Annotated in this window: 18 protein-coding genes and 1 other RNA gene; 13 read left to right on the top strand and 6 right to left on the bottom strand. The window is 70.5% G+C overall.

The window, feature by feature from the left end; all coding sequences use genetic code 11:
* Window positions 1-9: 9 nt before the first annotated feature.
* From ACIBBB_RS33685 to ACIBBB_RS33705, 5 genes are all read right to left on the bottom strand, one after another.
* The gene (locus ACIBBB_RS33685; protein WP_398988824.1) at window positions 10-2,253 is read right to left on the bottom strand and encodes a CDP-glycerol glycerophosphotransferase family protein; all 2,244 of its coding nucleotides are present in this window, start codon (window positions 2,251-2,253) and stop codon (window positions 10-12) included.
* A 138-nt stretch (window positions 2,254-2,391) separates the two neighbouring features.
* Entirely contained in the window at window positions 2,392-3,309 is a 918-nt protein-coding gene (locus ACIBBB_RS33690; RefSeq protein WP_398988826.1) for a carbohydrate ABC transporter permease, read from the bottom strand.
* Window positions 3,306-4,670: a carbohydrate ABC transporter permease gene (locus ACIBBB_RS33695; protein WP_398988828.1), complete on the bottom strand. Its 1,365-nt coding sequence runs from the start codon at window positions 4,668-4,670 to the stop codon at window positions 3,306-3,308. Before ACIBBB_RS33695 ends, ACIBBB_RS33690 begins: the two co-directional genes overlap by 4 nt.
* 4 nt (window positions 4,671-4,674) lie before the next feature.
* Window positions 4,675-6,075: an ABC transporter substrate-binding protein gene (locus tag ACIBBB_RS33700; RefSeq protein WP_398988830.1), complete on the bottom strand. Its 1,401-nt coding sequence runs from the start codon at window positions 6,073-6,075 to the stop codon at window positions 4,675-4,677.
* A gap of 321 nt (window positions 6,076-6,396) precedes the next feature.
* Window positions 6,397-9,750, bottom strand: a complete 3,354-nt coding sequence (locus tag ACIBBB_RS33705) for an FHA domain-containing protein (RefSeq protein WP_398988908.1) — start codon at window positions 9,748-9,750, stop codon at window positions 6,397-6,399.
* 500 nt (window positions 9,751-10,250) lie between these two features.
* Here ACIBBB_RS33705 and ACIBBB_RS33710 point away from each other — a divergent pair, with 500 nt between their 5' ends.
* From ACIBBB_RS33710 to ACIBBB_RS33725, 4 genes are all read left to right on the top strand, one after another.
* Window positions 10,251-11,921 carry a protein kinase gene (locus ACIBBB_RS33710; RefSeq protein ID WP_398988832.1) on the top strand — a complete coding sequence of 557 codons (1,671 nt, stop codon included), beginning with the start codon at window positions 10,251-10,253 and terminating at the stop codon, window positions 11,919-11,921.
* Between the two features lie 176 nt (window positions 11,922-12,097).
* Window positions 12,098-13,348: a protein kinase gene (locus ACIBBB_RS33715; protein WP_398988834.1), complete on the top strand. Its 1,251-nt coding sequence runs from the start codon at window positions 12,098-12,100 to the stop codon at window positions 13,346-13,348.
* A gap of 87 nt (window positions 13,349-13,435) precedes the next feature.
* Window positions 13,436-14,542, top strand: a complete 1,107-nt coding sequence (gene prfB / locus ACIBBB_RS33720) for a peptide chain release factor 2 (protein WP_398988836.1) — start codon at window positions 13,436-13,438, stop codon at window positions 14,540-14,542.
* Between the two features lie 323 nt (window positions 14,543-14,865).
* Window positions 14,866-15,714 carry a hypothetical protein gene (locus ACIBBB_RS33725; RefSeq protein ID WP_398988838.1) on the top strand — a complete coding sequence of 283 codons (849 nt, stop codon included), beginning with the start codon at window positions 14,866-14,868 and terminating at the stop codon, window positions 15,712-15,714.
* Between the two features lie 87 nt (window positions 15,715-15,801).
* Here the strand turns inward: ACIBBB_RS33725 and ACIBBB_RS33730 are convergent, their stop codons facing one another.
* Window positions 15,802-15,999: a hypothetical protein gene (locus ACIBBB_RS33730; RefSeq protein ID WP_398988840.1), complete on the bottom strand. Its 198-nt coding sequence runs from the start codon at window positions 15,997-15,999 to the stop codon at window positions 15,802-15,804.
* A gap of 269 nt (window positions 16,000-16,268) precedes the next feature.
* Here ACIBBB_RS33730 and ftsE point away from each other — a divergent pair, with 269 nt between their 5' ends.
* The 9 genes from ftsE to ACIBBB_RS33775 all read left to right on the top strand — a co-directional run bounded on the left by ftsE (window position 16,269) and on the right by ACIBBB_RS33775 (window position 25,808).
* A complete protein-coding gene (ftsE, locus tag ACIBBB_RS33735; RefSeq protein ID WP_078077079.1) occupies window positions 16,269-16,958 on the top strand; it encodes a cell division ATP-binding protein FtsE in 690 nt (229 codons plus the stop codon).
* Window positions 16,959-16,993: 35 nt separating this feature from the next.
* Window positions 16,994-17,911 carry a permease-like cell division protein FtsX gene (ftsX, locus tag ACIBBB_RS33740; RefSeq protein WP_398988842.1) on the top strand — a complete coding sequence of 306 codons (918 nt, stop codon included), beginning with the start codon at window positions 16,994-16,996 and terminating at the stop codon, window positions 17,909-17,911.
* A gap of 67 nt (window positions 17,912-17,978) precedes the next feature.
* A complete protein-coding gene (locus ACIBBB_RS33745) occupies window positions 17,979-19,172 on the top strand; it encodes a S41 family peptidase (protein ID WP_398988844.1) in 1,194 nt (397 codons plus the stop codon).
* An 18-nt stretch (window positions 19,173-19,190) separates the two neighbouring features.
* On the top strand, window positions 19,191-19,676 hold the full coding sequence (smpB, locus tag ACIBBB_RS33750) for an SsrA-binding protein SmpB (protein ID WP_078077082.1): 486 nt from the start codon (window positions 19,191-19,193) through the stop codon (window positions 19,674-19,676).
* A 115-nt stretch (window positions 19,677-19,791) separates the two neighbouring features.
* Window positions 19,792-20,178, top strand: a transfer-messenger RNA (tmRNA) gene (gene ssrA / locus ACIBBB_RS33755).
* Between the two features lie 341 nt (window positions 20,179-20,519).
* Window positions 20,520-21,203 carry a hypothetical protein gene (locus ACIBBB_RS33760; RefSeq protein WP_398988847.1) on the top strand — a complete coding sequence of 228 codons (684 nt, stop codon included), beginning with the start codon at window positions 20,520-20,522 and terminating at the stop codon, window positions 21,201-21,203.
* Between the two features lie 89 nt (window positions 21,204-21,292).
* Window positions 21,293-23,413 carry a glycosyltransferase gene (locus ACIBBB_RS33765; protein ID WP_398988910.1) on the top strand — a complete coding sequence of 707 codons (2,121 nt, stop codon included), beginning with the start codon at window positions 21,293-21,295 and terminating at the stop codon, window positions 23,411-23,413.
* A complete protein-coding gene (locus ACIBBB_RS33770; protein ID WP_398988849.1) occupies window positions 23,410-24,657 on the top strand; it encodes an acyltransferase in 1,248 nt (415 codons plus the stop codon). The genes ACIBBB_RS33765 and ACIBBB_RS33770 overlap by 4 nt, the downstream gene beginning before the upstream one ends.
* 233 nt (window positions 24,658-24,890) lie before the next feature.
* A complete protein-coding gene (locus ACIBBB_RS33775; RefSeq protein WP_398988851.1) occupies window positions 24,891-25,808 on the top strand; it encodes an MBL fold metallo-hydrolase in 918 nt (305 codons plus the stop codon).
* Window positions 25,809-25,918 lie beyond the last annotated feature (110 nt).

Genomic DNA, 25,918 nt, shown 5'->3' on the forward strand with positions numbered 1-25,918 from the left:
GACGGCGCCTCAGCGCCTCACCTCCGACATGTTCCGCCCGTGCCGCTGCTGCGGCAGCGACACCGGGGAGGGCGCCGGGGTGCGCTTCTCCAGGGGGACCGGCGCCGGCAGGCCGGTCGTCTCACCGAGGAAGACCCGGCGTACCACCCGCTCGGCCGCGAGACCGTCGTCGTACGGGCAGAACCGGGCCCGGAAGGCCGCGCGCAGCTGGGCTGAGCGGGAGCCGCGCCAGTGGTCCGTGGTGAAGATGTCGATCAGGTCGTCCTCGTCGCGCGCCACCGCGCCCGGGGGGAAGGCGCGGACGTCGAAGTAGGTGCCGCGGGCCGCCTCGTACGCGTCCCAGTCGTCGATGTGGATCACCACGGGCCGGTCCAGATTCACGTAGTCGAACATCAGCGACGAGTAGTCCGTGACGAGCGCGTCCGCGGCCAGGCACAGGGACTCGACCCGGTGATGGCCCGAGACGTCGATGATGCGCGGGTGCGGAGTGTGCGGCAGCGGGGCCTCGTACGTGTGGTGGGCGCGGGTCAGCACCACGAAGCGCGGACCCAGCGCCTGGGCGAGCCGCTCCAGGTCCAGCGGGACGTACGGGGTGCGCCGGTAGTCGCGCTGTGTGGGCGCGTACAGCACGGCCGTGAAGCCGTCGGGGATGCCCAGGGACTCCCGCAGCCGGGCGACGTCGGCCGAAGTGGCCCGCTGGAACACGTCGTTGCGCGGATAGCCGTATTCGAGCGCCGTGTGCCCGGCCGGATAGGCCTTCTCCCAGACCAGGGTGGAGTGGCGGTTCGCCGAGAGGGAGTAGTCCCACTGGTCGACTCCCGCGAGGAGCCGGTCGAACTCGGTGCGGCGCGCGGCGGCAGGGTGGTCCTGGAGGTCCAGGCCCATGGATTTGAGCGGGGTGCCGTGGTGCGTCTGGAGGAGGACCTGCCGCGGGCGCTTGACGAGGCGCGGGTCGAAGTTGACGTTGTTGACGAGGTACTTGTCGCGGGCGAGCGCCGTCCAGTAGCCGAAGCTGCCCGGGCGCAGTTTGCGCGTGGCGGTGGGCACGGTGTGGTGGTACTCCGCGCGCCCGATCCACGACGTGGCGATGTGCGGGGCGAGTTCGCGGACCTTCTCCTCGATGGCCGCAGGGTTGCAGGCGTAGCCCCGGCCGTCGTACGCCGCGAAGACCGCCCTGTTCTCCCGTACCGGCAGGCACCGTTGGATCCGGTAGTGCAGATGCAGCGCCCCGGCGCGCAGGGCCCGGCCGAGCGTCGTGGCGATCCGGTGGGCGCCGAGTTGCAGGTGCTGCGCCGTCCACAGGGCGCGGTACGTGCGGTGGGCGCCGAACCGCAGCAGGGTGTGGCGCAGCCGGGCCCGCAGCAGCGGCGCGGAGCCCGGGGTGCGGTGCCGGCGGTGATGGGCGCGGGCCCGGCGGAAGAACTCGGGGCGGCTGCGGCGCGGCAACCGCCCGCCGGCCGCGACGAGTTTGGAGAAATGGTCGAGCATCCGTCGGAACAGCACGGGGCGCCAGTCGTCGAGCGCGGGCCGTGAGTCGATGAAGGCGAAGACGCGGTCGTACTGGTCGAAGATGTCGAAGTGCTTGCGGCTGGTGGTGGAGAGGATGTTGCCCTGGCGCCGCTGCCGGTAGTGCACGCAGACGCGGTCGAGCGTCGCGATCGACTCGGCGGCCATCAGGACGGGGAAGGTCCAGGGCGTGTCCTCGTAATAGCCGGGCGGGAAGCTGAAGCCCTGCCGGGCGATGTACTCGCGGCTGTAGGCCTTGTTCCAGACGACCATCAGTACCCTCAGCAGACCTGGCCGGTCGGTGAGTCGGAAGGGCGCGGGGCCGCTCTCGGCGAGCAGGTCGGAGAGGACGTTCCGGACGACCTCCCCGGACCAGTACGTACGGGCGTAGTCGTAGACAAGGACGTCGGGCCCGTCGGTCTCCTTGAGCCGGTCCGCGATCGTCTGGAGGGCGCCGGGGGTGAGGGTGTCGTCGCCGTCGAGGAAGATCAGATAGTCGCCCGTGGCATGGGCCATTCCGGCGTTACGGGCCGGGCCGAGGCCCTCGTTCTCCGGGAGATGCACGGCGACCACGCGAGGGTCCCCGGCGGCGGTCTCGTCGATGATCGCCCCGCAGGCGTCGGGTGATCCGTCGTCCACGGCGATGAGTTCGAAATCCTCATAGGTCTGGTCGAGCACCGACCGCAGACACTCCTGCAAGTACGCCTGGACCTTGTACGCGGGGACGATGATGCTGAACCGGGCCATGGCTCGGGAACGGCCGATGGAGTGACCTGGTTACGCCAGACGTGGCATACGGGGGACAAATACGCCGGGCGGGCCGGTAGTTGAACCGGCCCGCCCCTTTTGGCGTACTTCCGCGTCGAACGGGTGGCCGAAGCGGCCCTACTTGACCGCCCCCGCCATGACCCCGGAGACGAACTGCCGCTGGAACAGGAAGAAGACGGCCAGCGGGATGATCATCGAGAGGAAGGCGCCCGGCGCCAGCACATCGATGTTGTTGCCGAACTGCCGTACCTGCTGCTGGAGGGCGACCGTGATCGGCGGGGAGTCGGAGTCCGCGAAGATCAGCGCCACCAGCATGTCGTTCCAGACCCAGAGGAACTGGAAGATGCCGAGCGAGGCGATCGCGGGACCGCCGAGCGGCATCACGACCCGCGTGAACAGCCGGATCTCGCCCGCGCCGTCGAGACGCGCGGCTTCCAGGAGCTCCCGCGGGATCTCCGCGAAGAAGTTCCTCAACAGGAAGATCGCGAAGGGGAGTCCGAAGGCGACGTGGAACATCACCACACCGAAGGTCGTCTCGAAGATCCCGATCTCGCCGAAGAGTTCGGAGACCGGGATGAGCGCGACCTGGACCGGCACCACCAGCAGACCGACGACGAGCATGAACCACCAGTCGCGGCCGGGGAAGTCCATCCACGCGAAGGCGTAACCGGCGAGCGAGCCGATCACCACGACCAGCACGGTCGACGGGACCGTGATCATCACCGTGGACCAGAGGGAGTTGGTGATGATGTCGTTGGAGAGCAGCTCCGAGTAGTTCTCGGTGGTCAGCTGCGCCGGCTTGGTGAAGACCTCCCACCAGCCGCTCGCCGCGATGTCCGACGAGCCGCGCAGCGAGGAGACCAGCAGACCGATCGTCGGCATCATCCAGAACAGCGCGACCAGGATGAGGAAGACCGAGACCACTCCGCCGCCGGCCTTCGCCGCCATCCGGGCGGGCAGGGACGGCTTCGGCTTGACCGATGTCTCGGCCGGCAGGGGCCGCTTCGCCTGTACCGCTGTGTCAGTCGTACTCATCGGCGGTTCTCCTTCTGCATCCGGCGAATGTTGAAGAGCATCACCGGGATCACGAGCAGCAGGAGGAATACGGCGATCGCGCTGCCCACGCCGACGTTGGCGTCCGTGCCGAACGAGGAGCGGTAGAGCTGGAGCGCCAGCACGTTCGCGTCGTCCTGGGAGGAGCCTGGCGCGATGATCAGTACCAGGTCGAAGATCTTCAGCACATTGATCATCAGGGTGACCATGACCACGGCCAGGACCGGTGCGAGCAGCGGGACGGTGATCCGGCGGAACACGTTCCACTCGTTCGCGCCGTCGACCCGCGCCGCCTCCAGGAGTTCACGCGGCATGCTCGCCAGACCGGCGCCGATCAGCACCATCGCGAAGCCCGCCCACATCCACAGATAGCTGCCGATGATCGCGGGGGTCACGAGGGAGGGGCCGAGCCAGTCCACGCCGTTGTACGGCTCCCTGAAGTTGCTCTCGGGCAGCTGGAGTACGGCTCCGTCGGCCGAGGCCGGCAGGGTGAACGTACCGTCGGACGCCGCACTGGCCGACGCGACGACCTTGCCGTCCTTGACCGCCTCGATCGTGAGGCCGCCCAGGCCGAGTTCCTTGGAGTCGACGACGTTGGGCTTGCCGCCGCCGCCCTTGGTGAAGTCCAGCCAGGCGGTGCCGGTGATCTCGCCGCCGCCGCTCTCGGCCGCCTTGGCCGGCTCGGCGTCGGACGGCATCTTGCCCGGCGGCACACCGACCAGCGGGATCAGCACCGGAGTGCCCGCCGCGACCGGCTGCTTGGTGACGAACGAGCCCTTGGCGTCGCCCGCCTTCAGCGGATGCACCGGCAGCGGGCGGGCCTTGGGGTAGCCGGCCGATTCGGAGAACGTGTCGTGCACGCCCACGGCGACGGCGTTGGCGATGCCGCGCTCCGGAGACTGCTCGTACACCAGCCGGAAGATGATGCCCGACGCGAGCATCGAGATCGCCATCGGCATGAAGACGATCAGCTTGAACGCCGTTCCCCAGCGCACCCGTTCGGTGAGTACGGCGAAGATCAGACCGAGTGCGGTGGCGACCGTCGGGGCCACCACCACCCAGATCAAGTTGTTCTTGATCGCGGTCCGGATGGTGTCCTCGGTGAATATCTCCACATAGTTGTCGAAGCCCGCGAAGTTGTCGCCGGACTGGTCGAGGAACGACCTGTAGACGGAGAACCCGATCGGGTAGACCACGAGCGCGCCCAGCAGGACCAGCGCGGGCAGCAGGAACGCCACCGCGAGGCCTTTACGTGTGCCTGTCACGCTCTTGCGCTTCCCCTTGGCGGGGGGCGGGGGCGCCGGCACCGCGGTGTCGGTGCCCCCTGTTGTCGCCGACGTCACCGCGTCAGCTCTTGAAGGCCTTGGCGGCGTCCGACTCCAGCTGCTGCTGAGCGCCCTTGACGTCCTTCGGATTCTTCAGGAAGTCCTGGAGGGCCTTCCACTCGCCCTTGCCGGGCGTACCGCCGAACGACTGCGGCATCTGGTCCGACATGTCGAAGCGGAAGTCGTCACCGGCGTCGATGAGCGCCTTGGCGATGTCACGCTGCACGTCGTTCGGGTACGCCTTGCCGTCCAGGGCCTTGTTCGGCGAGATGAAGCCGCCGGCCTCCGCCTGGATCTGCGCGGCGTCCGTGGACGCCAGGAAGGTCAGCAGCGCCTGGGCGCCCTTGCTGTCCGTGAGCGCCACGGCCGCGTCGCCACCGGTCACCACCGGGGAGTCCGCGCCCACGGCCGGGAACGGGAAGACCTTCGCGTCCGTGCCGACCTTGGCGCCGGCCTCGGTCACGTTGACGCCGGCGAAGTCCGCGGCGAAGACCATACCGGCCTTCGGCGCGTCACCGCCGGTGAAGGTCTGGGTGACGGAGGCGGGGAACTCGGTCTGGAGCGCGCCGTCCGCGCCGCCGGCGATCAGGGCGGGCTTGCCCCACAGCTCGGCGAGCGTCGTCAGGGCGGTGGCCACCGACGGGTCGGTCCACTTGATCTCGTGCTTGGCCAACTGGTCGTACTTGTCCGGGCCGGCCTGCGACAGGTAGATGTTCTCGAACCAGTCGGTGAGGGTCCAGCCGTCGGCGCCGCCGACGGAGACCGGGGTGACACCCGACGCCGAGATCGTGTCGGCGGTCGCCAGGAAGTCCTTCCACGTCTTGGGCTCGGCCGCGCCCGCGTTCTCGAAAGCCGTGTTGTTGTACCAGACCAGCGACTTGTTGGCGGCCTTGTAGTAGACGCCGTACTGCTCGCCGTCGACCGCGCCGAGGTCCTGCCAGCCCTTGCTGTAGTTCTTCGTGAGCTGCGCCTTCGCCTCGGCGCCGACGGGCTTGGCCCACTTCTTCTCCACGGCCTGCGTGATCGCGCCGACCTGCGGGAGCATCGCGACATCGGGAGGGCTGCCGCCGGCGATCTTCGTGCCGAGGAAGTTGACGATCGGGTCCTGCGCGGGGACGAAGGTCACCGTCGCCCCGGTCCGCTTCTCGAACTCGTCCAGGACCTTGGTGAAGTTGGCCTGCTCCGGGCCGGTCCACACCGCGGCGACCTGGATCTTCTCGCCGTCCAACGTGGGCAGTTCGACCGTGGCCGCGGGCTTCTCGCTCGCGCCGCCACCGTCCTCCTTGTCATCGGAGCCGCCACCGCAGCCGGTGAGGACCACGGCGCCGACGACCACGGCCGCCACCGCCGCTCTGTGTGAACCTCGGCCTGCTGAGCGTGCTCCGGCTCCAAACGCCTTGCGGCCATTAAGAGTTGTACGCATGACTGCCCCGTCTCTCCCGTGCGCGTGCGGATCTTGACGCATGTTTACGCATGCGGACCGGCGCCCCGAGCGAGCCGACGACGCCGTCCTTGTCCCGTGCGGTAAGTCCTACGCGCCGTGACCGTAGGCCGCAATACTGTCTTGAGCTTCAATTCGAAGATCGTGATGGGCTCGTGACGTGGTTTACGGACGTAGGGGTAATTTCAGAGATGTGAAGGCAGGGCGGCTGCCGAGATCCGGACAGAAATGAATTCCGACCTCAGGATGTCCGCTTTCGGCCACTGGGCGACCCCTTGACCGCCCGACGGCCGAGGGGCGCCGTCAGACCCGGCCCAGGGGGCTCACCGGCACCGCCGACACCGAACGGGCCGCTCTTTCCAGGGCACTTGCGAGCAGGGCCAGGTCGGTGGGGCCGTTGCCCAGTTCCCGTACCGGCCGGCGCGTCGGCGGATCGCCCATGCGCTCCCACTCCAGCGGGACGACCGTGGGCCGCAGCGTCGCCGTACGCGGGATCCGGCCGGTCACCCGCCCGCCCTGGAACGGCGTCACCCGGCCGTCCGGATGCCCGAGCCTGCCGCGGCCCGGCAGCGGATCGTCCGGGCCGGGCGCTGCCGGTGGCGTGTCCAGCACCACCCGCAGCCGGGTGCGGCCGGCCAGGTCCGTCTCCGACGTTCGTTCGGGGCGGGCGGACGTGGCGACCAGATGGACGCCCAGCCGCTCACCGTCCCGGGCGATCGCCTCCAGGGCCCGTACGACCGAACCGGCCGCCGGGCGGCCCGGACTGCCCAGCGCGGGCGCGACCAGGGCGTCGTAGTCGTCGACGAGGACGATGAGCCGGGGGAGGACGGGGCCGGGGCCGGGCTCGCCGCGCGTACGGGCAGAGGTCTGGCGCAGCCGCAGGGTGCCGCCGTCCGGGGCGACGCCGGTGCCACTGCCCGCGCTGCCGGTGCCTGTGCCCGCGGCGGTCGGCTGCTGCTCCGGCTCACCCGCGACCGGCACACCAGAGGTGCCCCCCGAGGGCGCCCCGGGGCCGGCGACCTGCTGCTCGGCGCGCTCCCGCCGCGAACCGCGCTGCTCTGCCGGGCTCGGCGCGCGCTGGCCCACCATCCGCTCCGCGACCTCACGTCTGTTGTGCCACTCGGCGAAGTCCAGCCGCCCCAGCACCTCGGCGCGCCGCTTCAGCTCCGCCCCCAGCGCCTGCGCGAACTCCCGCATCCGGACCGGGTCGGAGGCCACGAGGTGCTCGGTCACATGCGGCAGTTCCGTACAGGCCCCCAGACCCTCGCCGCGCTCACCGCCCGCGCCGTCCACCAGGAGCAGACCGAGCCTGTCCGGTCGGCCGCCCGCGGCCAGCGAGGCCGCGACCGCGCGCAGCAGTTCCGTACGGCCGCTGCCCGGCGGGCCCTCGATCAGCAGATGGGGGCCCTCCTCCACCAGATCCACGGTCACCGGGCCGTGCGGCCCCGTGCCGAGCACCGTGGTGTTCCCCGCCGCCGACGCCCAGCGGGCCATCAGCGACGCGGGCGTCGCCCGCGCCAGCCCCAACTCGTCCAGCAGCCTGGCCGACCTGGGCAGCTCCGCGGCCGGCCGGCTCCGGCCCGAGGCGGCGGCGCTGCCCGCTTCCGTACGCAGAGGGGCCAGCGCCCGGCCGAAACGGTCGGCCCACGCCGGGGACACCGCGTCCACCGTCGCGACCGTGCCGTGCCCGGCGGGCTGTCCCACCGCCGTACGGAGGAGCCGCAGGGCCGTCGCCACATCGCCGCTCAGCATGGCCACCGCCCCGCACTCGCGGAAGGCCAGCGAGGCCGCGCACGCCGTCTCGTACGTCGCGGCGACCGGGGAGACGGGCGAGGCCGCCGGGGTCTCGGCGAGACAGATCACATGGACACCGGCCACGGAACCGGCGCCCGCCAGCCGCGCGGTGGTCTCGCGCAGTGCCGACGAACCGGGGTCGCCGTCCACGACCAGCAGCGTGGCCGTCCCCTCGTACCGCCCGGCGGCCTCGGCGATCGACCTGCTGTCGGCCGACGCCCACCCCGTACCGAGCGGCCCGTCGTCCAGCCTGCGCATCAGCTCGCCCAGCCGGGCGGTGGCCTGGTCCCGGTCGTAGGCGAGGAGCAGCCGGCAGTCCTGGCCGTGGGCGGGCCGCACATGCGGGAGCCAGCCGAGCCAGCCCCACTCCCGTTTGCGCTGCTCCACACTTCTCGTCCGGTCCGAGCTGACCAGCACGATCTCCAGGTCGGCGGGGGAGTGCAGCGCGGCGAGCTGCGCCACGGCCGACCTCGCGAGGCCGGTCAGCCGCTCCCTGGGGCCCGCGAGACCGAGCGAACCGGCCTCCCGCAGGCTCACGGTCACCGGGACCGAGGGCAGCGGGCCGGATCCGTCGGGCGAGGGGCGCTCCGTCGTGCCGAGGCGCAGGACGAGTGATTCGGGATGGGAGGGACCGCGCTCCCAGAGCCGGGGGCCGGGGCCCAGCGCCGTCATCAGTACGCAGGCGGGGTCGGGCCAGGTCTCGTCGAGGGGCGCCCGGCCCCTGGTGCGGGGGGCGGAGCCGGTGGAGGCCGGGACGCCGTCCTCGGGGAAGTCCTCGTCGCGGGTGCCGGCCAGCCGCCTCGCCCAGGCGCCTATCCCGCCGCGTCGCCTGCCGGGTCCCTCGGGAAGCTCCGTGCCGCGTGTGGGCGTGCCCTGGCGTCGGGAGACGGGCGTACGGCTGTGTCCCTGCGGGCCGTCGTCGTCGGCTGCGCCGTGAGTCTCGTCACTCTCGGCCCGGTCGTGCGCGGGACGCCGGGCGGCGCCGGGCACCGGCACGTACAGGGCGTCGCCGTAGCGGGTGTCGGCGTCCGAGCGGGGGGTGCGGGGGTCGGGCACGCGGGGTGTGACGGCGGGGCCGCCATGACCGCCGTGGGTGTGGGCCTGGACCGTCCGCCCGCCGGCGTCGGCGTCCGTTCCGTACGACCCGGAGTCCGCGCCGGACCGCGCGCCCCCGTAACTCCCCGGTCCCGGTCCCGCGTCGCCGCCGCCCGCGCCGGTCACGCCTCCGCGCGCGATCCGCAGATGCCCCTCGCCGTCCGGCGTGGCCGCCAGCGTCGGCGTCCGGCCGCCGGAGGTGAGCCGCAGCGCGGACTCGCCCAGCCGCAGCAGGGCGCCCGCCGGGAGCGGCACCGCCGCGGACCCGACCCGTACGCCTTCGAGCGTCGTGCCGTTCGTGGAATGCAGGTCCGCCACCGAGACGTGACCGTCGTCGGAGACGGTCACCGCGCAGTGCAGCCGTGAGACGTCCGGATCGTCGAGCGGTACGTCGGCGTCCGCCGAACGGCCGATCCTGACCTGTCCGCCGTGCAGCAGATGCACCCCGCCCGCGTCCGGACCCGCGACCACATGGAGCTGGGCCGGGACGTCGTCGGCGGGCGCGTCGTCCTCGCCGGGGACCTGGAGGGAGAGCACGGCGCCGTCCACCAGCGGCGGCTCGCCCAGGGTGCGGCGCTGTGCGTCCAGCCGCTCCCGCCCCGCGTACAGCACGACGGTGCCCGAGACGTCGGGGCCGGCGACGGCCGTGGCCAGACCGGAGGCGACGGCCGCGAGAGCCGTCCCCGCCGGGGCGGTGACGAGCACGTCGCACGCGCGCGCCGCGGGATGGCCGCCGCGCGGCGCGAGGACGGTCAGCCGGATCTGCATCGCCGTCAGCGGTCCCTTCTGCGCGGGGTGCCCGGCAGGGGTGCTGCCCTGTGTGAATCCCCCCACCCGGCACCGACACATCGTCCGGTACAGGTCGGCACGGACGGTGAGCGAACGACCCCACACACCGGGTGCTGGATGGCATCTTCGCACCTGCCACTGACAACACGCCCACGGACCATGGGTAAGTGATCTTGAATGGTCGGCTGTGGGTGCAAAAGTGCATGGTTGGGAGCGGGTTGGGATCATCCGTGGACCCCGCGGGTACACGTGACTGGCAACCATCCGTCAGGGGCGCGCGTCTTCCACTCGAACATGACCGCGACGGGAAACCTCGCGCGACCTCTTAGGGTCTGTCTTTCGGATCAGGCTGGATCAGGGAGCGTGCGTGCCGGACCCCGCGAGCCCGGCAAGATTCGAACGACAGGCCCTAAAGTGGGTCGGACACCCGGGTGGCCCCGGGGCCATGCAAGGACCACCAGCAGCAGGGAGAGCGTGACGTGCGGCCGGTAGGCAGCAAGTACCTCCTGGAGGAGCCCCTCGGGCGCGGCGCCACGGGCACCGTCTGGAGAGCCCGTCAGCGCGAGACCGCCGGTGCCGAGGCCGCGGTGGCCGGGCAGCCCGGCGAGACCGTCGCGATCAAGGTCCTCAAGGAGGAGCTGGCGAACGACGCGGACGTGGTGATGCGCTTCCTGCGCGAGCGCTCCGTCCTGCTCCGCCTGACCCACCCCAACATCGTGCGCACCCGTGACCTCGTCGTCGAGGGTGACCTCCTCGCCCTTGTCATGGATCTGGTCGAGGGCCCCGACCTGCACCACTACCTGCGGCAGAACGGCCCCTTCAGTCCCGTCGCGGCCTCGCTGCTCACGGCCCAGATCGCGGACGCGCTGGCCGCCAGCCACGCCGACGGCGTCGTACACCGCGACCTGAAGCCCGCCAACGTCCTGCTGAAGGACGACGGCGACCAGCTGCACCCGATGCTGACCGACTTCGGCATCGCCCGGCTCGCGGACTCCCCGGGACTGACCCGGACGCACGAGTTCGTCGGCACGCCCGCCTATGTCGCGCCGGAGTCGGCCGAAGGCCGTCCGCAGACGTCCGCCGTCGACATCTACGGCGCCGGCATCCTGCTGTACGAGCTGGTCACCGGCCGCCCGCCGTTCGCGGGCGGAACGGCACTCGAAGTGCTCCACCGCCACCTCAGTGAGGAGCCCCGCCGTCCGTCGAGCGTCCCCGAACCGCTGTGGACGGTCATGGAGCGCTGCCTCCGTAAGGAGCCGGACGAGCGGCCCAGCGCGGTGAATCTCGCCCGCGCCCTGCGCACCGTCGCCTCCGGCATCGGCGTGCACGCGAACTCCGCCCAGGTCAACGCCGCGATGGGGGTCGGGGCCCTGCTGGCGCCCGACCCGTCGCCCACCGCCGTCCCCGGTGAGCCGGGCGCCGCCGACCCGACCCAGGTCCTGCCGAGCAACGCGGGATCGTACGACCCGGCGGCCGCGACCAGCGTGATGCCGACGAACGCGCCGGGCGCCCCGGCCGGCGCGGCCGACCGGACGTCGGTGATGCCCGTCGGTCCGGGCGGCCCCGACGCCGGACCGCGGCCCGAGGACCCGCACCCCTGGCAGAGCCAGCTCAGGGCCGCGCGCGACCGCAACGAACAGACCCAGGTCCAGTACCTGGACCCGAGCGAGGACCCGCTCCGGCGCAGGCCGCAGCGGCCCCAGGGCCAGCAGCCCCCGCCGCCGCCCCAGCAGCAGCGTCAGCGTCAGCAGCAGCGGGCCCCGCAGCCGTACCCGCCCCAGCAGCCCCACCCGCCGCAGCAGCAGCGGTACGCGCCGCCCCCGCAGCAGCAGCAGCGCTACGCACCGCCGCAGCAGCCGCCGCCCCAGCAGCCCGCGCCGCGCCCGCCCCGGCAGCGCGGCGCCAACCCGATGCGGATCCCCGGCCTCGGCTGCCTCAAGGGCTGTCTGTTCACGCTGGTCCTGCTCTTCGTCGCCGGCTGGCTCGTCTGGGAGCTCACCCCGCTCCAGGACTGGATCGGCGAGGGCAAGAGCTACTGGAACGCGATCAAGGACACCGTCAACACGGTGTCCGACTGGGTCACGGAACTCGGCGGTTCGGACACCGGATCCACTTCGGGAACCACCTCCGGGTCCACCGGAGGCAACTGACACCGGCGCCGGTGGGGCTCCCACCGGCACCGGTGCGGCTCCGACGCTTCTGTCGCTTTGTCGACTCCCGCGGGATCAATTCCCCCGTAGAAGTGAACGTTGACGCGGTACCGGGCACTGAACACCCCGATACCCGCGTACTTTGATGGGCAAAGCCAGCCGCTGAGGGAGCAGTCTTGGCACGGAATATCGGCAGCCGGTACACCGCCCATCAGATTCTTGGGCGGGGCAGCGCCGGCACGGTGTGGCTCGGCGAGGGACCCGACGGGCCCGTCGCCATCAAGCTGTTGCGCGAGGACCTCGCCTCCGACCAGGAGTTGGTCGGGCGCTTCGTCCAGGAGCGCACCGCGCTGCTCGGACTCGACCACCCGCACGTGGTCGCCGTCCGCGACCTCGTCGTGGACGGCAACGACCTGGCACTCGTCATGGAGCTGGTGCGCGGCACCGACCTGCGCACCCGCCTCGACCGCGAGCGCCGGCTCGCCCCCGAGGCCGCGGTCGCCGTCGTCGCCGATGTCGCCGACGGCCTCGCCGCCGCGCACGCCGCCGGGGTCGTCCACCGCGACGTCAAGCCGGAGAACATCCTGCTCGACATGGAGGGCCCGATCGGCCCCGGCGGCTCGCACCCGGCGCTGCTCACCGACTTCGGCGTCGCCAAGCTGATCGACACCCCCCGCCGTACGAAGGCGACGAAGATCATCGGTACGCCGGACTACCTGGCGCCCGAGATCGTGGAGGGCCTGCCACCGCGCGCCGCCGTCGACATCTACGCGCTCGCGACGGTCCTTTACGAGCTCCTCGCCGGCTTCACGCCCTTCGGCGGCGGCCACCCCGGAGCCGTCCTGCGCCGCCATGTCACCGAGACCGTCGTCCCGCTGCCCGGCATCCCCGACGAGCTGTGGCAGCTCCTCGTCCAGTGCCTGGCCAAGGCCCCGGCCTCCCGGCTGCGCGCCTCGGAGCTGGCCGCCCGGCTCCGCGAGCAGCTTCCCCAGCTCGCGGGCATCCCCTCCCTGGAGGTGGACGAGCCCGACAGCGGGCCCACCGAGGAGGAGCGGCCGTACGGCGACGCCGACGCCCCGCAGGTACCGGCGGGCGAGCAGCAGCGCCGCCGGGGCGCCGTCTCGCTCGTTCCGGGAGCGGCCCCCGATTCCAACCGGGACACCCACACGAGCATGCGCGTCCCGGCCCCCGACGAGCTGGCGGGCGGTGCGCGCGGTACGGCCAGGGCCCCGCGCGCGGCCGGCCAGCGCAGGCCCGGGTCGGCCCGCCACAAGGCGGAGGCGGTGCGCAAGCGCCGTATAACGCTGGGTGTGACGGCCGTCCTGCTGGTCGCCGTCCTCGGCGTCGGCGGCTGGCTGGCGACGAGCAGCGACGGCGCGGAGTCCGACCCCGGGGGCTCGACGCGGTCGGCGTCACCGGTTCCGTAGCCCGCTCACCGCCCGCCGCCGGGTCCCGCGGGGACGGGCTCCGGGAGCGGCGGCGGGGTTTCGGCGCTCAGCCGTTAGGCTGGGTGCGTGGCAGTCGTCGATGTATCCGAAGAGCTGAAGTCCCTTTCCTCGACCATGGGGTCGATCGAGGCCGTCCTTGACCTCGACAACATGAGGGCCGAGATCGCCGTCCTGGAGGACCAGGCCGCGGCGCCGTCCCTCTGGGACGATCCGGAGGCGGCGCAGAAGATCACCAGCAAGCTGTCTCACCTCCAGGCCGAGCTGCGCAAGACCGAGGCGCTCAGGAGCCGGATCGACGACGTCGAGGTGCTCTTCGAGCTCGCCGAGAGCGAGGGCGACGCCGACGCCCGTCACGAGGCCGAGTCCGAACTCGCCTCGGTGAAGAAGGCGCTCGACGAGATGGAGGTCCGCACCCTCCTGTCCGGCGAGTACGACGAGCGCCAGGCGCTCGTCAACATCCGGGCCGAGGCCGGCGGCGTCGACGCGGCGGACTTCGCCGAGCAACTCCAGCGCATGTACATCCGCTGGGCCGAGCGGCACAACTACCCGACCGAGGTATACGAGACGTCGTACGCGGAGGAGGCCGGCATCAAGTCGACCATCTTCGTCGTCAAGGCGCCGTACGCCTACGGCACGCTCTCCGTCGAGCAGGGCACCCACCGGCTGGTCCGTATCTCGCCGTTCGACAACCAGGGCCGCCGTCAGACCTCGTTCGCGGGCGTCGAGGTGCTGCCCGTCGTCGAGTCCAGCGACCACGTCGAGATCGACGAGACCGAGCTGCGCGTGGACGTCTACCGCGCGTCCGGTCCCGGCGGCCAGGGCGTCAACACCACCGACTCCGCGGTCCGGATCACGCACATCCCCACCGGCATCGTCGTCTCGTGCCAGAACGAGCGCTCGCAGATCCAGAACAAGGCCAGCGCCATGAACGTCCTCCAGGCGAAGCTGCTCGAACGCCGCCGCCAGGAGGAGCAGGCCAAGATGGACGCCCTCAAGGGCGACGGCGGCAACTCGTGGGGCAATCAGATGCGTTCGTACGTCCTGCACCCGTACCAGATGGTCAAGGACCTCCGTACGGAGTTCGAGGTGGGCAATCCGCAGGGCGTGCTCGACGGCGAGATCGACGGTTTCCTGGAGGCCGGGATCCGGTGGCGCAAGCAGCAGGAACGCTAAGCCACTTCGTACGCCTTCCGCCAAGGTCAGAGCCCAACAGGGGCCCCTCACAAGGGACTCGCTTTATCGACAAAGTAACTGCCGCCCATGAGGCGGCAGTTCCCGTTTATGTCACAGTTACCCCGCGCGTGGCGGACAACTGACGTGAATCCGGGCATCGCGCGCGCAACGACCTTGACGCTCCTTCGAAAACTCGGAATGGTGACGCGCGGCATGCGTATTTCTGGGGCGCGTGCGAACGGGGGACCTGCACGCACGGACCTCCGACGGCCGGCCCCGGACCGCTGCACCACTCACGATTAGCTACTGGGGGTAGCAAGCACATGACCAAGAAGACGCGGATCCGCGTAGCGCGGATAGCCGCCGGCGCCGTGATCGCCGCCGGTGCTTCGCTGACCGCCGCGGGCGCCGCTTCGGCCGTCGGCATCGATGTCAATGTCGGTGGCCTCAGCGCCAACGCGGATGTCAACGAGGAGGGCCTGGACGTCGGCCTGGGCCTCGGCGCTCGCGACACCGAGGGCGCCACGGAGGGCGGCACCGAGGGCACCGACGGTGGCAACACCGTCGTCGGCACCACGGAAGGCACCTCGGAGGGTACGTCCGAGGGCACCAGCGAGGGTACGTCCGAAGGGACCTCGGAGGGCACCTCCGAGGGTACGTCCGAGGGCACCTCCGAAGGGACCAGCGAGGGTACGTCCGAGGGCACCTCGGAAGGCACCAGCGAGGGCACCTCCGAGGGCACCAGCGAAGGCACCTCGGAGGGCACGTCCGAGGGCACCAGCGAGGGTACGTCCGAGGGCACCTCGGAAGGCACCAGCGAGGGTACGTCCGAGGGCACCAGCGAGGGCACCTCGGAGGGCACCTCCGAAGGTACGTCCGAGGGCACCTCGGAGGGCACCAGCGAGGGCAGCACCTCCGAAGGCGCCACCGAGGGCCAGAGCGGTGGCACCGACGAGGGTCAGATCGGTGGCGGCACCGACGTCACCGCCGGCCCCGACACCGACAACGCCGGCTCCCAGCCGGTCGAGCAGGGCGAGGCCAAGGAGGAGCTGGCGGAGACCGGCGCCGCCGAGACCACGTTCCTGATCATCGGCGCCGCGACCATGATCGCCGGCGGTATCGGCTTCCGGATGCTCCCGCGTCTGGTCGGCAGCCGCGCCACGGCCGCCTGAACCAGCACGGCCTGAGGCGTCCCGCACGCACGGAAGGGCCCGGACACCGATCGGTGTCCGGGCCCTTCCGTATGGTCCGGAGACGGCTCAGGCCGTCTGATGCCCCACCGCCACCAGCGCCACCGCCGCTATCAGCACCACCAGCAGAGTCAGCAGCGCCACCGGGCTCAGACCGCCGAGGGGGCCCGCCTGCTCCAGCCGCTGCCTGTTGGCACGGCAGACACGGCACCGGCCCTCGCTGACGGGTCCCGCGCAGTTGGCGCACACCAGCCGATCAAAGGTCATGCGCTCTCCTCCTCCCGCGCCGCGGAGCCGCGGGCACGCTCGCTCCGCTCAACGCTCCGGGAAACACCACCGTTCCCGGTACCACTGTGCCAGCTCCCGCTCATTTCGGCGCGCCCCGTCGGATTGCACCCGGTCCGTCCCCGCGGGCGGCCGGTCGGCATCCGTGATAAATCACCCATGCCCGGACCAACCCCGGCGGCCGACTGCGCGCCCCTCGCCGGTTCGCGTAAGGTCTCGCTCACCTACTCCCGGCCGACCGTGGTGCACCCGTGATCCGATTCGACAACGTCTCCAAGACCTATCCGAAGCAGAACCGACCTGCTCTGCGCGATGTCTCCCTCGATATCGAGAAGGGGGAATTCGTCTTCCTGGTGGGCTCGTCGGGCTCCGGCAAGTCGACCTTCCTGCGCCTCGTCCTGCGTGAGGAGCGCGCCAGCCACGGCATGGTGCACGTCCTCGGCAAGGACCTCGCGCGGCTGTCGAACTGGAAGGTACCGAGCATGCGCCGTCAACTCGGCACGGTCTTCCAGGACTTCCGCCTCCTGCCGAACAAGACCGTCGCGCAGAATGTCGCCTTCGCTCAGGAAGTCATCGGCAAGTCCCGCGGCGAGACCCGTAAATCCGTTCCCCAGGTCCTCGATCTCGTCGGACTGGGCGGCAAGGAGGACCGGATGCCCGGTGAACTCTCCGGTGGTGAGCAGCAGCGCGTCGCGATCGCGCGGGCCTTCGTCAACCGCCCCATGCTGCTGATCGCGGACGAGCCGACCGGCAACCTCGACCCGCAGACGTCCGTCGGCATCATGAAGCTGCTGGACCGCATCAACCGCACCGGCACGACTGTGGTGATGGCGACACACGACCAGAACATCGTCGACCAGATGCGAAAGCGTGTGATCGAGCTCGAAAAGGGCCGTCTCGTGCGAGACCAGGCGCGAGGCGTCTACGGCTACCAGCACTGAGCATCGCGAAGAGCATCGAAAGCTGAAAGGACGCCATGCGCGCCCAGTTCGTCCTGTCGGAGATCGGCGTCGGTCTCCGCCGAAATCTGACGATGACGTTCGCCGTCATCATTTCCGTAGCCCTCTCGCTCGCGCTCTTCGGCGGCGCACTGCTCATGCGCGAGCAGGTCAGCGTGATGAAGGACTTCTGGTACGACAAGGTCAACGTCTCGATCTTCCTGTGCAACAAGGGAGACGCCGAGACCACCGACAAGTGCGAGAAGGGCCCGGTCACCGCGGATCAGCGGAAGACCATCGAGACCGACCTCGGCAAGATGGAGATCGTCGACGAGGTCTACCACGAGACGGCCGACGAGGCGTACAAGCACTACCGCGAGCAGTACGGCGAGACGCCCATCGCCGGGATGATCACCCCGGACCAGATGCAGGAGTCGTTCCGGGTCAAGCTGAAGGACCCGGAGAAGTACAAGGTGGTGGCAACCGCCTTCGAGGGCAGGGACGGTGTGCAGTCCGTCGCGGACCAGCGCAACATCCTGGAGAACCTCTTCAATCTGATGCAGGGCATGAATGTCGCCGCGCTCGGAGTGATGGCGCTGATGCTTGTCATTGCCCTGATGCTGATCGTGAACACCGTCCGGGTGTCCGCGTTCAGCAGACGCCGGGAGACCGGCATCATGCGGCTGGTGGGAGCGTCGAGCTTCTACATCCAGATGCCGTTCATCATGGAGGCCGCGTTCGCGGGGCTGATCGGCGGCGTCGTCGCCTGCGTCCTGCTCCTGGCCGGGCGTTACTTCCTGATCGACGGCGGCATCGCACTTGAGGACAAGATGCAGCTCGTCAACTTCATCGGCTGGGACGCCGTACTGGCCGTCCTGCCACTGGTGTTGGTCATCGGTCTGCTCATGCCGGCAGTTGCGGCTTCGGTCGCGTTGCGCAAGTACCTCAAGGTGTGACAATCGCCCCTGGCGTCGTCTCGCCAAGCCGCTCTGCGGCGCCGGGGGTTGTCCTACACTCGTCGCCATGCCGGGCCACGAAAATCGCCTCAGGCCCCACGGTTTCTACCGCGGGGCGGCCCTGACCTTGCTCTTCGCGAGCGTGCTCGCCACCGCCGCGGCCACCGACTCGCTGCCTCGGGCCGACGAGGAAGCCGCCCGCATAAGCACCCGCTCCGTCGCCTCCACGGCCGACAAGGACGAAGTCGCGAGGGCCGCCGCCGAAGCCATGGCCGACGGGAAGTCCGCCACCGAGGCCGCCGAGGACGTCGTCAGCCGCAGCGGTGACCGCTGGGGCGCGGTCTACGACAAGGGTGAGTACGAGGAATTCGAGCAGGCCCTCGACGGCAAGTACACCGGGGTGGGCCTCTCGGCCAAGCGGCTGGCGGATGGCCGGATCGCCGCGAGCAAGGTCCAGCCGGGCGGCCCCGCCGCACGGGCCGGCATAAGGGCCGGTGACATCCTCCGTACGATCGACGGCGAGCCGGTGGGCACCCGTCCCGTGACCGAGGTCGTCGCGCTGCTGCGCGGGGACGGTACGGACCGGGACACCGGCCGGTCCCAGGACGCGTCCGAGGGCACCACCGTCGTCCTCGGGCTCTCGCGCGGCGGACACGAGTGGACCGAGACGCTGCGCCGGGCCAGCCTCAGTACCGACGCCGTCACGTTCGACACCGACCCCGACGGGGCGCTCGTGATCAAGGTCGCGGCCTTCACCAAGGGCAGCGGCAAGCAGGTCAGGGACGCCGTCCTGGAGGCACCCAGGGGCGCGGGCGTCCTGCTCGACCTGAGGGGGAACGCGGGCGGGCTGGTCACCGAGGCCGTCCAGGCGGCCTCCGCCTTCCTCGACGGCGGCCTCGTCGCCACGTACGACGTCCAGGGCGAGCAGCGCTCCCTGTACGCGGACCCGGGCGGCGACACCGAGCGGCCCGTGGTGGCGCTCGTCGACGGCGGCACGATGAGCGCCGCCGAGCTGGTCACCGGCGCACTCCAGGACCGTGGCCGGGCGATCACGGTCGGTTCTCCCACCTTCGGCAAGGGTTCCGTGCAGATGCCGAGCCGGCTGCCGGACGGTTCCGTGGCCGAGCTCACAGTCGGGCACTACCGGACACCGGCCGGTCACAAGGTCGACGACAAGGGCATCACACCCGACCTGGTGGTGGCCGAGGAAGCCCAGGAACGGGCCCGCACAGTATTGAGTGGCCTCGGAGGCGGGTCGTAGTGCGAAAATGGACGCACTATGGCAAAGGAAAAGGACACAGGGCGCAAGCTGGTCGCGCAGAACAAGAAGGCGCGGCACGACTACCTCATTCTGGACACCTACGAGTGCGGTCTCGTGCTGACAGGGACCGAGGTCAAGTCGTTGCGCCAGGGACGCGCCTCCCTGGCGGACGGCTTCGTACAGATCGACGACCACGAGGCATGGCTGCACAACGTGCACGTGCCCGAGTACACCCAGGGCACCTGGACCAACCACTCGGCGCGGCGCAAGCGGAAGCTGCTGATGCACCGCATCGAGATCGACAAGCTGGAGCAGAAGTCGAACGAGTCCGGTCACACGATCGTGCCGCTGGCCCTCTACTTCAAGGGCGGCCGGGCCAAGATCGAGATCGCGCTGGCGAAGGGCAAGAAGGAGTACGACAAGCGCCAGACCCTGCGTGAGAAGCAGGACCGGCGTGAGACGGAGCGCGCGGTCTCGGCCGTGCGCCGCCGTCAGCGGGCCTGACCGCCCCAGCGGGCCTGATCGCACCACGGGCGGAATAAGGTGGCAGTGCCCGGCGTTGGTCACGTACGATGGACGGTGTCCCGCACAGCAGGGACGGCGTTTGAAAAATCAACATGGGGATGATCGGTTTCGACAGCGGATGTCGAGGCAGGGGAAGCGAGTCGAGGAAGCGGCAATGATCTCGTTAACCATATGTCGCAAACAATAATCGCCAATTCCAAGCGCGATTCCTCCACCTTCGCTCTCGCTGCTTAATTAGCAGCTAGCGAAGACTCCGTGGAGTGTCAGCCCGGGAGTGTTCCCGACCCGGATCCTGGCATCACTCAGGGAACTAAACCACCGTGTTCGGTCACGGGGCACGGTGGGAAATCAAACAGTGACTGAGCCCGTCGGAGACTTGTTCGTGTGATCTCCGGGGCCGAGAAAAGCGCAGCGAACTGCACTCGGAGAAGCCCTGGTTCCGCACCGTTGGACGCGGGTTCGATTCCCGCCATCTCCACAGTTCCCATGTGAGGCGAAGGCCCCGCTGCCCTGGTGGCAGCGGGGCCTTCGCCGTGCGCCCGAACGGGCAGAGGGAATTTTTCCCTCAAGATTGGCCGTTCGGCAACGAAGTCGTACAGACGCCTAACAACTGCTGAAGTAGGCGCACGGGTGTGGTCGCCGTACGCTACATTCTGGGTCCGGGTGCAAGTGGTGGGGGCGCTCGGTTCGGGTGGGGGCCCGGCCGACGGCCGTATTCCGGCCAGATTTCATGGACGCACCCAGTGATCCGGTGTGGGGGATGTGCGTACAGCAGTGAACAATTGGCGAGAAGATGCCCAAAAGGGGCATACGCATGAGCCGATGGATGTCACCGTCGAGCTCGACGGTCTGGGACGGCAGCTCTCCGAGCTGCCCGGCCCGGCCACCGAGGCCGACGGCGGATCCGCGGCGCGCGCCGCGGACAGCTCCGACGGTCCCGTCTTCGTCGACGCCAGCGGTCGGCGGAGCAAGAAACTCCGGCGTCTCGGCTGGGTGTTGGCGATAGCCAGCGCCTGTTACGCCGTCGCCCTGGTCGCCTCCCTGATGGGCGGCAATTCCAGCGCTCCCTGGCTCCAGATACCCGGCGTCAGTGACAAGCGCGACTCGGACAAGGTCGAGATACAGCCGCCCCCGAAGGACCGGCCCACCGTGGTGGCCACGCCGGGTGCCGGGGGCCTCGACCCAAGCCCGACGGAATCCGTCGCAGGCTCGCGGGCGCCGAGCGGCGCGAGCACCGGAGCCTCGGACGGGCCGGACCCGTCCGGCTCGCCCTCCGGGAAGCCCGACCCGGACCCGGATCCCGGTAAGCCCGATCCGAAGCCGGACCCCGGCGATCCGGATCCGAAGCCCGACCCCGACCCCGATCCCGACCCCGGTGAGTCCGACCCGGGGCCGGTCGATCCCGGTCCGGATCCCGATCCCGACCCCAGCCCGACGGACTCAGCGCCCGTCGATCCACCCGTTGATCAGGACGGCCAACAGGCAGTCGCGGAAGGCGCCCAGTAGAAATGAACCCTTCTGGCAGACGGGCCCCGTCCCACAAGCACGGCCAGACCAAGCGGAAGCCGGGGCGCGTCGCCAGACGCAGACTGCCCATGCGCTATCTGCTGCCCTCGCTGCTTCTCGTGGCCCTGCTCGCGATGCTGATGCTCCGCGGGTATGTGCACAGCGAGATCCTCGCGGACCATCGCGTACGCCCGCCGGCCCCGACCAACCAGGTGCCGGACCGGATACTGGGCGGCGGCCCGGTCATAGACGCGCGCGGGACGACCACGGCCAAGGCGCTCAGGATTCCCGACCGCAAGCTCGTGCTGACCTTCGACGACGGACCCGACCCGGAGTGGACGCCCAAGGTCCTCGACAAGCTCAAGGAGTACGACGCGCACGCCGTCTTCTTCGTCACCGGCACGATGGCCTCGCGCCATCCGGACCTGGTGCGGCGGATGGTCGACGAGGGCCACGAGATCGGGCTGCACACCTTCAACCACCCTGACCTCGCGTACCAGTCCGAGTCCCGGATCGAGTGGGAGCTGACCCAGAACCAGCTGGTCCTCGCGGGCGCGGCCGGTATCCGCACGTCCCTGTTCCGGCCGCCGTACTCCTCCTTCGCCGACGCGATGGACAACAGGTCCTGGCCGGTCACCGAGTACATCGGGGGCCTCGGCTACATCACCGTGCTCAACAACACGGACAGCGAGGACTGGAAGCGACCGGGCGTCGGTGTGATCAGTCGTAACGCCACGCCGAAGAGCCCGCGGGGCGCGATCGTGCTGATGCACGACTCCGGCGGCGACCGCTCGCAGACCGTCGCCGCACTGGGTCACCTCCTGCCGAAGATGCAGGACAAGGGGTACGAGTTCGCCAACCTCACCGAGGCGTTGGGCGCCCCGAGCGCCCATACGCGCGTCTCCGGTGTCGAACTCCTCCAGGGCAAGGCATTCGTCGGCGCCGTCGCGGTCTCCGAGGCCACCACCAGCGCGCTGGTCGCCGGGCTCGCCGTGATCGGCGTGCTGGTCATCGCACGGTTCGGACTGATGCTGGTGCTCTCCTTCGCGCACGCGCGCAAGGTGCGCAGACGCGGCTTCAGTTGGGGCGAGCCGGTCACCGAACCGGTGACGGTGCTCGTGCCCGCCTACAACGAACGCGAGTGCATAGCCAACACGGTCCGCTCCCTGATGGAGAGCGACCATCCCATCGAGGTCATCGTCATCGACGACGGCTCGACGGACGGGACGGCGGACATCGTCGAGGCCATGTGGCTCCCGAACGTACATGTCGTACGGCAGGTCAACGGAGGCAAGCCCGCCGCCCTCAACAACGGCATCGCGCACGCCGGTCACGACATCGTCGTGATGATGGACGGCGACACCGTCTTCGAGCCGTCCACCGTGCGTGAGCTGGTCCAGCCGTTCGGCGATCCGAGGGTCGGGGCCGTCGCCGGCAACGCCAAGGTCGGCAACCGCGACACCCTCATCGGTGCCTGGCAGCACATCGAGTATGTGATGGGCTTCAATCTGGACCGCCGTATGTACGACCTGATGGGCTGCATGCCCACCATCCCGGGCGCCGTCGGGGCCTTCCGCCGCCAGGCCCTGGAGCGGGTCGGCGGGATGAGCGAGGACACCCTCGCCGAGGACACCGACATCACCATGGCCCTGCATCGTGACGGCTGGCGGGTGGTGTACGCGGAGCGGGCCCGTGCGTGGACCGAGGCGCCCGAGTCCGTGCAGCAGCTGTGGTCCCAGCGCTACCGCTGGAGCTACGGCACGATGCAGGCGATCTGGAAGCACCGCCGCGCGGTCGTCGAGCGGGGGCCCTCGGGGCGCTTCGGCCGCGTCGGACTGCCGCTGGTCTCGCTGTTCATGGTGCTGTTCCCGCTGCTGGCGCCGCTCATCGACGTGTTCCTGCTGTACGGCCTGGTCTTCGGCCCCACGAGGAACACCGTCATCGCGTGGCTGGGTGTGCTGGCCGTACAGGCGGTCTGCGCCGCGTACGCCTTCCGGCTCGACCGCGAGCGCATGATCCATCTGATCTCGCTGCCACTCCAGCAGATCCTCTACCGGCAGCTGATGTACGTGGTGCTGCTCCAGTCCTGGATCACCGCCCTCACCGGCGGCCGGCTCCGCTGGCAGAAGCTGCGCCGCACGGGCGCCGTGGAGGCGCCGGGGTCCACGGCCGGCCGGCGGCGCGACGACGTCCGGGGGCCGGTGGCATGAGCGGGAGCTCCGCCGAAGGCGAGCGCCCGTCCGGGCGTGACCGCTATCTCGACCTTCTGCGTACGGTGGCACTGGGCCGGGTGGTGATCTACCACATCTTCGGCTGGGCCTGGCTGACGGTCCTCTTCCCGTCCATGGGTGTGATGTTCGCGCTGGCGGGCTCGCTGATGGCCCGCTCGCTCGGCGGCCGGCCGACGTCGGACGTCGTCCGGGGCCGGATGCGCCGGCTGCTGCCGCCGATGTGGGTGTTCGGGCTGGTCGTCGTCCCGTTGATGTTCGTGATGGGCTGGCGGGGGGCCGGCGAGGAGGGCCTCTGGTGGTTCCTCAAGTCGGCCAACTACCTGTTCCCGGTCGGGGCGCCGCCGTTCCCGGCGGAGAGCGGCGATGCCGGGGGGCTGCTCGAACAGGACTGGGCCGACCAGGCGGTGGGTCCGCTCTGGTACATCCGTACCTATCTCTGGTTCGTACTGGCCTCGCCGCTGCTGATGTGGGCCTTCCGGCGGGCGCCGTGGGCGACGCTGCTCGCGCCCCTCGCGCTGACGGCGGTCATCGGCACCGGTTGGGTGGAGATCCCCGGCGAGACGGGCGAGGCGCTCACGGACTTCGCGGTCTACGGCGCGTGCTGGATTCTCGGCTTCGTCCATCACGAGGGCCTGTTCAAGCGGCTGCCGCGGTACATCACGGTCTCGCTGGCCTCCTTCGCCATGGTCTTCGGGATCTGGTGGGCCTCCGGGCATCTCACCGAGGAGGGCTGGAATCTGGACGAGATCCCGCTGGCCCAGGCCACCTGGTCGCTCGGCTTCTGCGCGATCCTGCTCCAGTACGCGCCCTCCTGGCGGCAACTGCCCGGAAGACTGGCGCGGTTCGACTCCACGATCACGCTCGCCAACAACCGTGCCGTGACGGTCTATCTCTGGCACAACCTGCTGATCATGGCGACCTTCCCGGTCATCGACCTGCTCTACGACGCCCCTGTCCTGTCCGCCCACGGTGACCTGGTGGACCTGCTGTATCCGGTGCTGCCGCTGGTCCTGATCTGGCCGTTGCTGGCCCTCGCGATCCTCGCCTTCGGGTGGGTCGAGGACATCGCGGCGAAACGGCGGCCGAGGCTCTGGCCGAACGGCCGGGGCGGCTCGGGCACTTCCGGCGGCCCAGGCGGGTCGAAGGGGTCGCACCGCTCCGATCCGGCTACGTCCGGGCGCCAAGCGCCGCCCGCGCACGCGGGCTCGCCGGACCGCCGCTGACCGTCGGCTCCGCTGGTGGGCGGCTGTGTCATGTACGCACCAAAAGCGCGCCGCGCCCGTCCCCGAGATGGCCTCCGGAGGCGAGAAACAAGGCCGGGACCCCCTTCCGCTTTCCCCCGGCGGAAGGGGAGTCTCGTACCTGTCCGGCCGGTACGTCCTCTTCGTACGCGGCCGGTACGCCGTCCCGTACGCGACCGATACGGGACCGGGACGAGCCGCACAGGAGCGACACCGTGACCGACACCTCCACCGACCCGGACACTCCCACCACCGGCGCCGAATGGCACGTGGACGAGCGCTGCACGGACTGCGACGTGTCCCGCCAGCTCGCGCCGGGTCTGATCGCCGCCGTCGGCGGCCGGTCCGCCGTCGTCCGCCAGCCGCGCGACGCGGCGGACGAACAGCGGCTGCACGCCGCCGCCTTCGCCTGCCACACCCGCTCCGTCCGCCCGCCGCCGGGCCGCCGGCTCGATCCGGAGCTCGACCCGTACCCGATGCCGCTCGACGCCACCGTGCGCCTCTGCGGACACAACGCCCCCACGACCGCCGCCGCCAACTCCTACCTGGTCCGGCGTCCGTCCGGGAGCCAGGTCATGGTGGACACCCCGCGCTGGAGCGAGGCACTCGCGGTCCGGTTCGAGGCGCTCGGCCCCGTCTCCGACGTCCTGCTCACCCACCGGGACCACGCGGCGCACGGCCGCGCGTACGCCGACCGGTTCGGTGCCCGGCTCTGGATCCACGAGGGCGACCTCGACGCCGCGCCCGACGCCGACCAGGTGCTGCGGGGCACCGGGGCCGTCGAGATCACCGACGGGGTCGTCGCCCATCCGCTGCCCGGCCACACGCGCGGCAGCGTGGTGTACGTCGCCGACGAGCGGTACTGCTTCAGCGGCGACAGCTTCTACTGGTCCCGCACCACCGGTGACATCGAGGTGGTCGAGAACGTCACCTGGTACTCCATCGAGGAACTGGCCGCCTCCCTCGCCCGTACCGTCGGCGTCGATGCCTTCCGCTTCGAGTGGCTGCTCCCCGGCCACGGCGACCGCAACCACCTGACGGCCGCCGAGGCGGACCGTCGTATGCGGGCCCTGGCGATCCGCACCGCGGCCCTGCGCCCCCGGCCGGTCGACTTCACGGTGACGCGCTGGTGAACGCGTCCGGGGGGCGGGCTCACAGCCGCGCCCGCCCCCGGGTGAGAGCAAGGTTGCGTGCCGGTCATCTCGGGGCACCCCGGCGAAACGCGGCGTCCCTACGGTCGGGA

Origin of the sequence: Streptomyces sp. NPDC051217 (assembly GCF_044455465.1) — a bacterium.
GTDB lineage: Bacteria > Actinomycetota > Actinomycetes > Streptomycetales > Streptomycetaceae > Streptomyces.

Excerpts from the sequence above, each read along its gene's own strand:
- ACIBBB_RS33685 (WP_398988824.1), bottom strand. The coding sequence starts at position 2,253 with ATGGCCCGGTTCAGCATCATCGTCCCCGCGTACAAGGTCCAGGCGTAC.
- smpB (WP_078077082.1), top strand. The coding sequence starts at position 19,191 with ATGGCAAAGGAAAAGGACACAGGGCGCAAGCTGGTCGCGCAGAACAAG.
- ACIBBB_RS33745 (WP_398988844.1), top strand. The coding sequence starts at position 17,979 with ATGCCGGGCCACGAAAATCGCCTCAGGCCCCACGGTTTCTACCGCGGG.
- ACIBBB_RS33725 (WP_398988838.1), top strand. The coding sequence starts at position 14,866 with ATGACCAAGAAGACGCGGATCCGCGTAGCGCGGATAGCCGCCGGCGCC.
- ACIBBB_RS33730 (WP_398988840.1), bottom strand. The coding sequence starts at position 15,999 with ATGACCTTTGATCGGCTGGTGTGCGCCAACTGCGCGGGACCCGTCAGC.
- ACIBBB_RS33770 (WP_398988849.1), top strand. The coding sequence starts at position 23,410 with ATGAGCGGGAGCTCCGCCGAAGGCGAGCGCCCGTCCGGGCGTGACCGC.
- ACIBBB_RS33700 (WP_398988830.1), bottom strand. The coding sequence starts at position 6,075 with ATGCGTACAACTCTTAATGGCCGCAAGGCGTTTGGAGCCGGAGCACGC.
- ftsX (WP_398988842.1), top strand. The coding sequence starts at position 16,994 with ATGCGCGCCCAGTTCGTCCTGTCGGAGATCGGCGTCGGTCTCCGCCGA.
- ACIBBB_RS33765 (WP_398988910.1), top strand. The coding sequence starts at position 21,293 with ATGCGCTATCTGCTGCCCTCGCTGCTTCTCGTGGCCCTGCTCGCGATG.
- ACIBBB_RS33705 (WP_398988908.1), bottom strand. The coding sequence starts at position 9,750 with ATGCAGATCCGGCTGACCGTCCTCGCGCCGCGCGGCGGCCATCCCGCG.
- ACIBBB_RS33760 (WP_398988847.1), top strand. The coding sequence starts at position 20,520 with ATGGATGTCACCGTCGAGCTCGACGGTCTGGGACGGCAGCTCTCCGAG.
- ACIBBB_RS33690 (WP_398988826.1), bottom strand. The coding sequence starts at position 3,309 with ATGAGTACGACTGACACAGCGGTACAGGCGAAGCGGCCCCTGCCGGCC.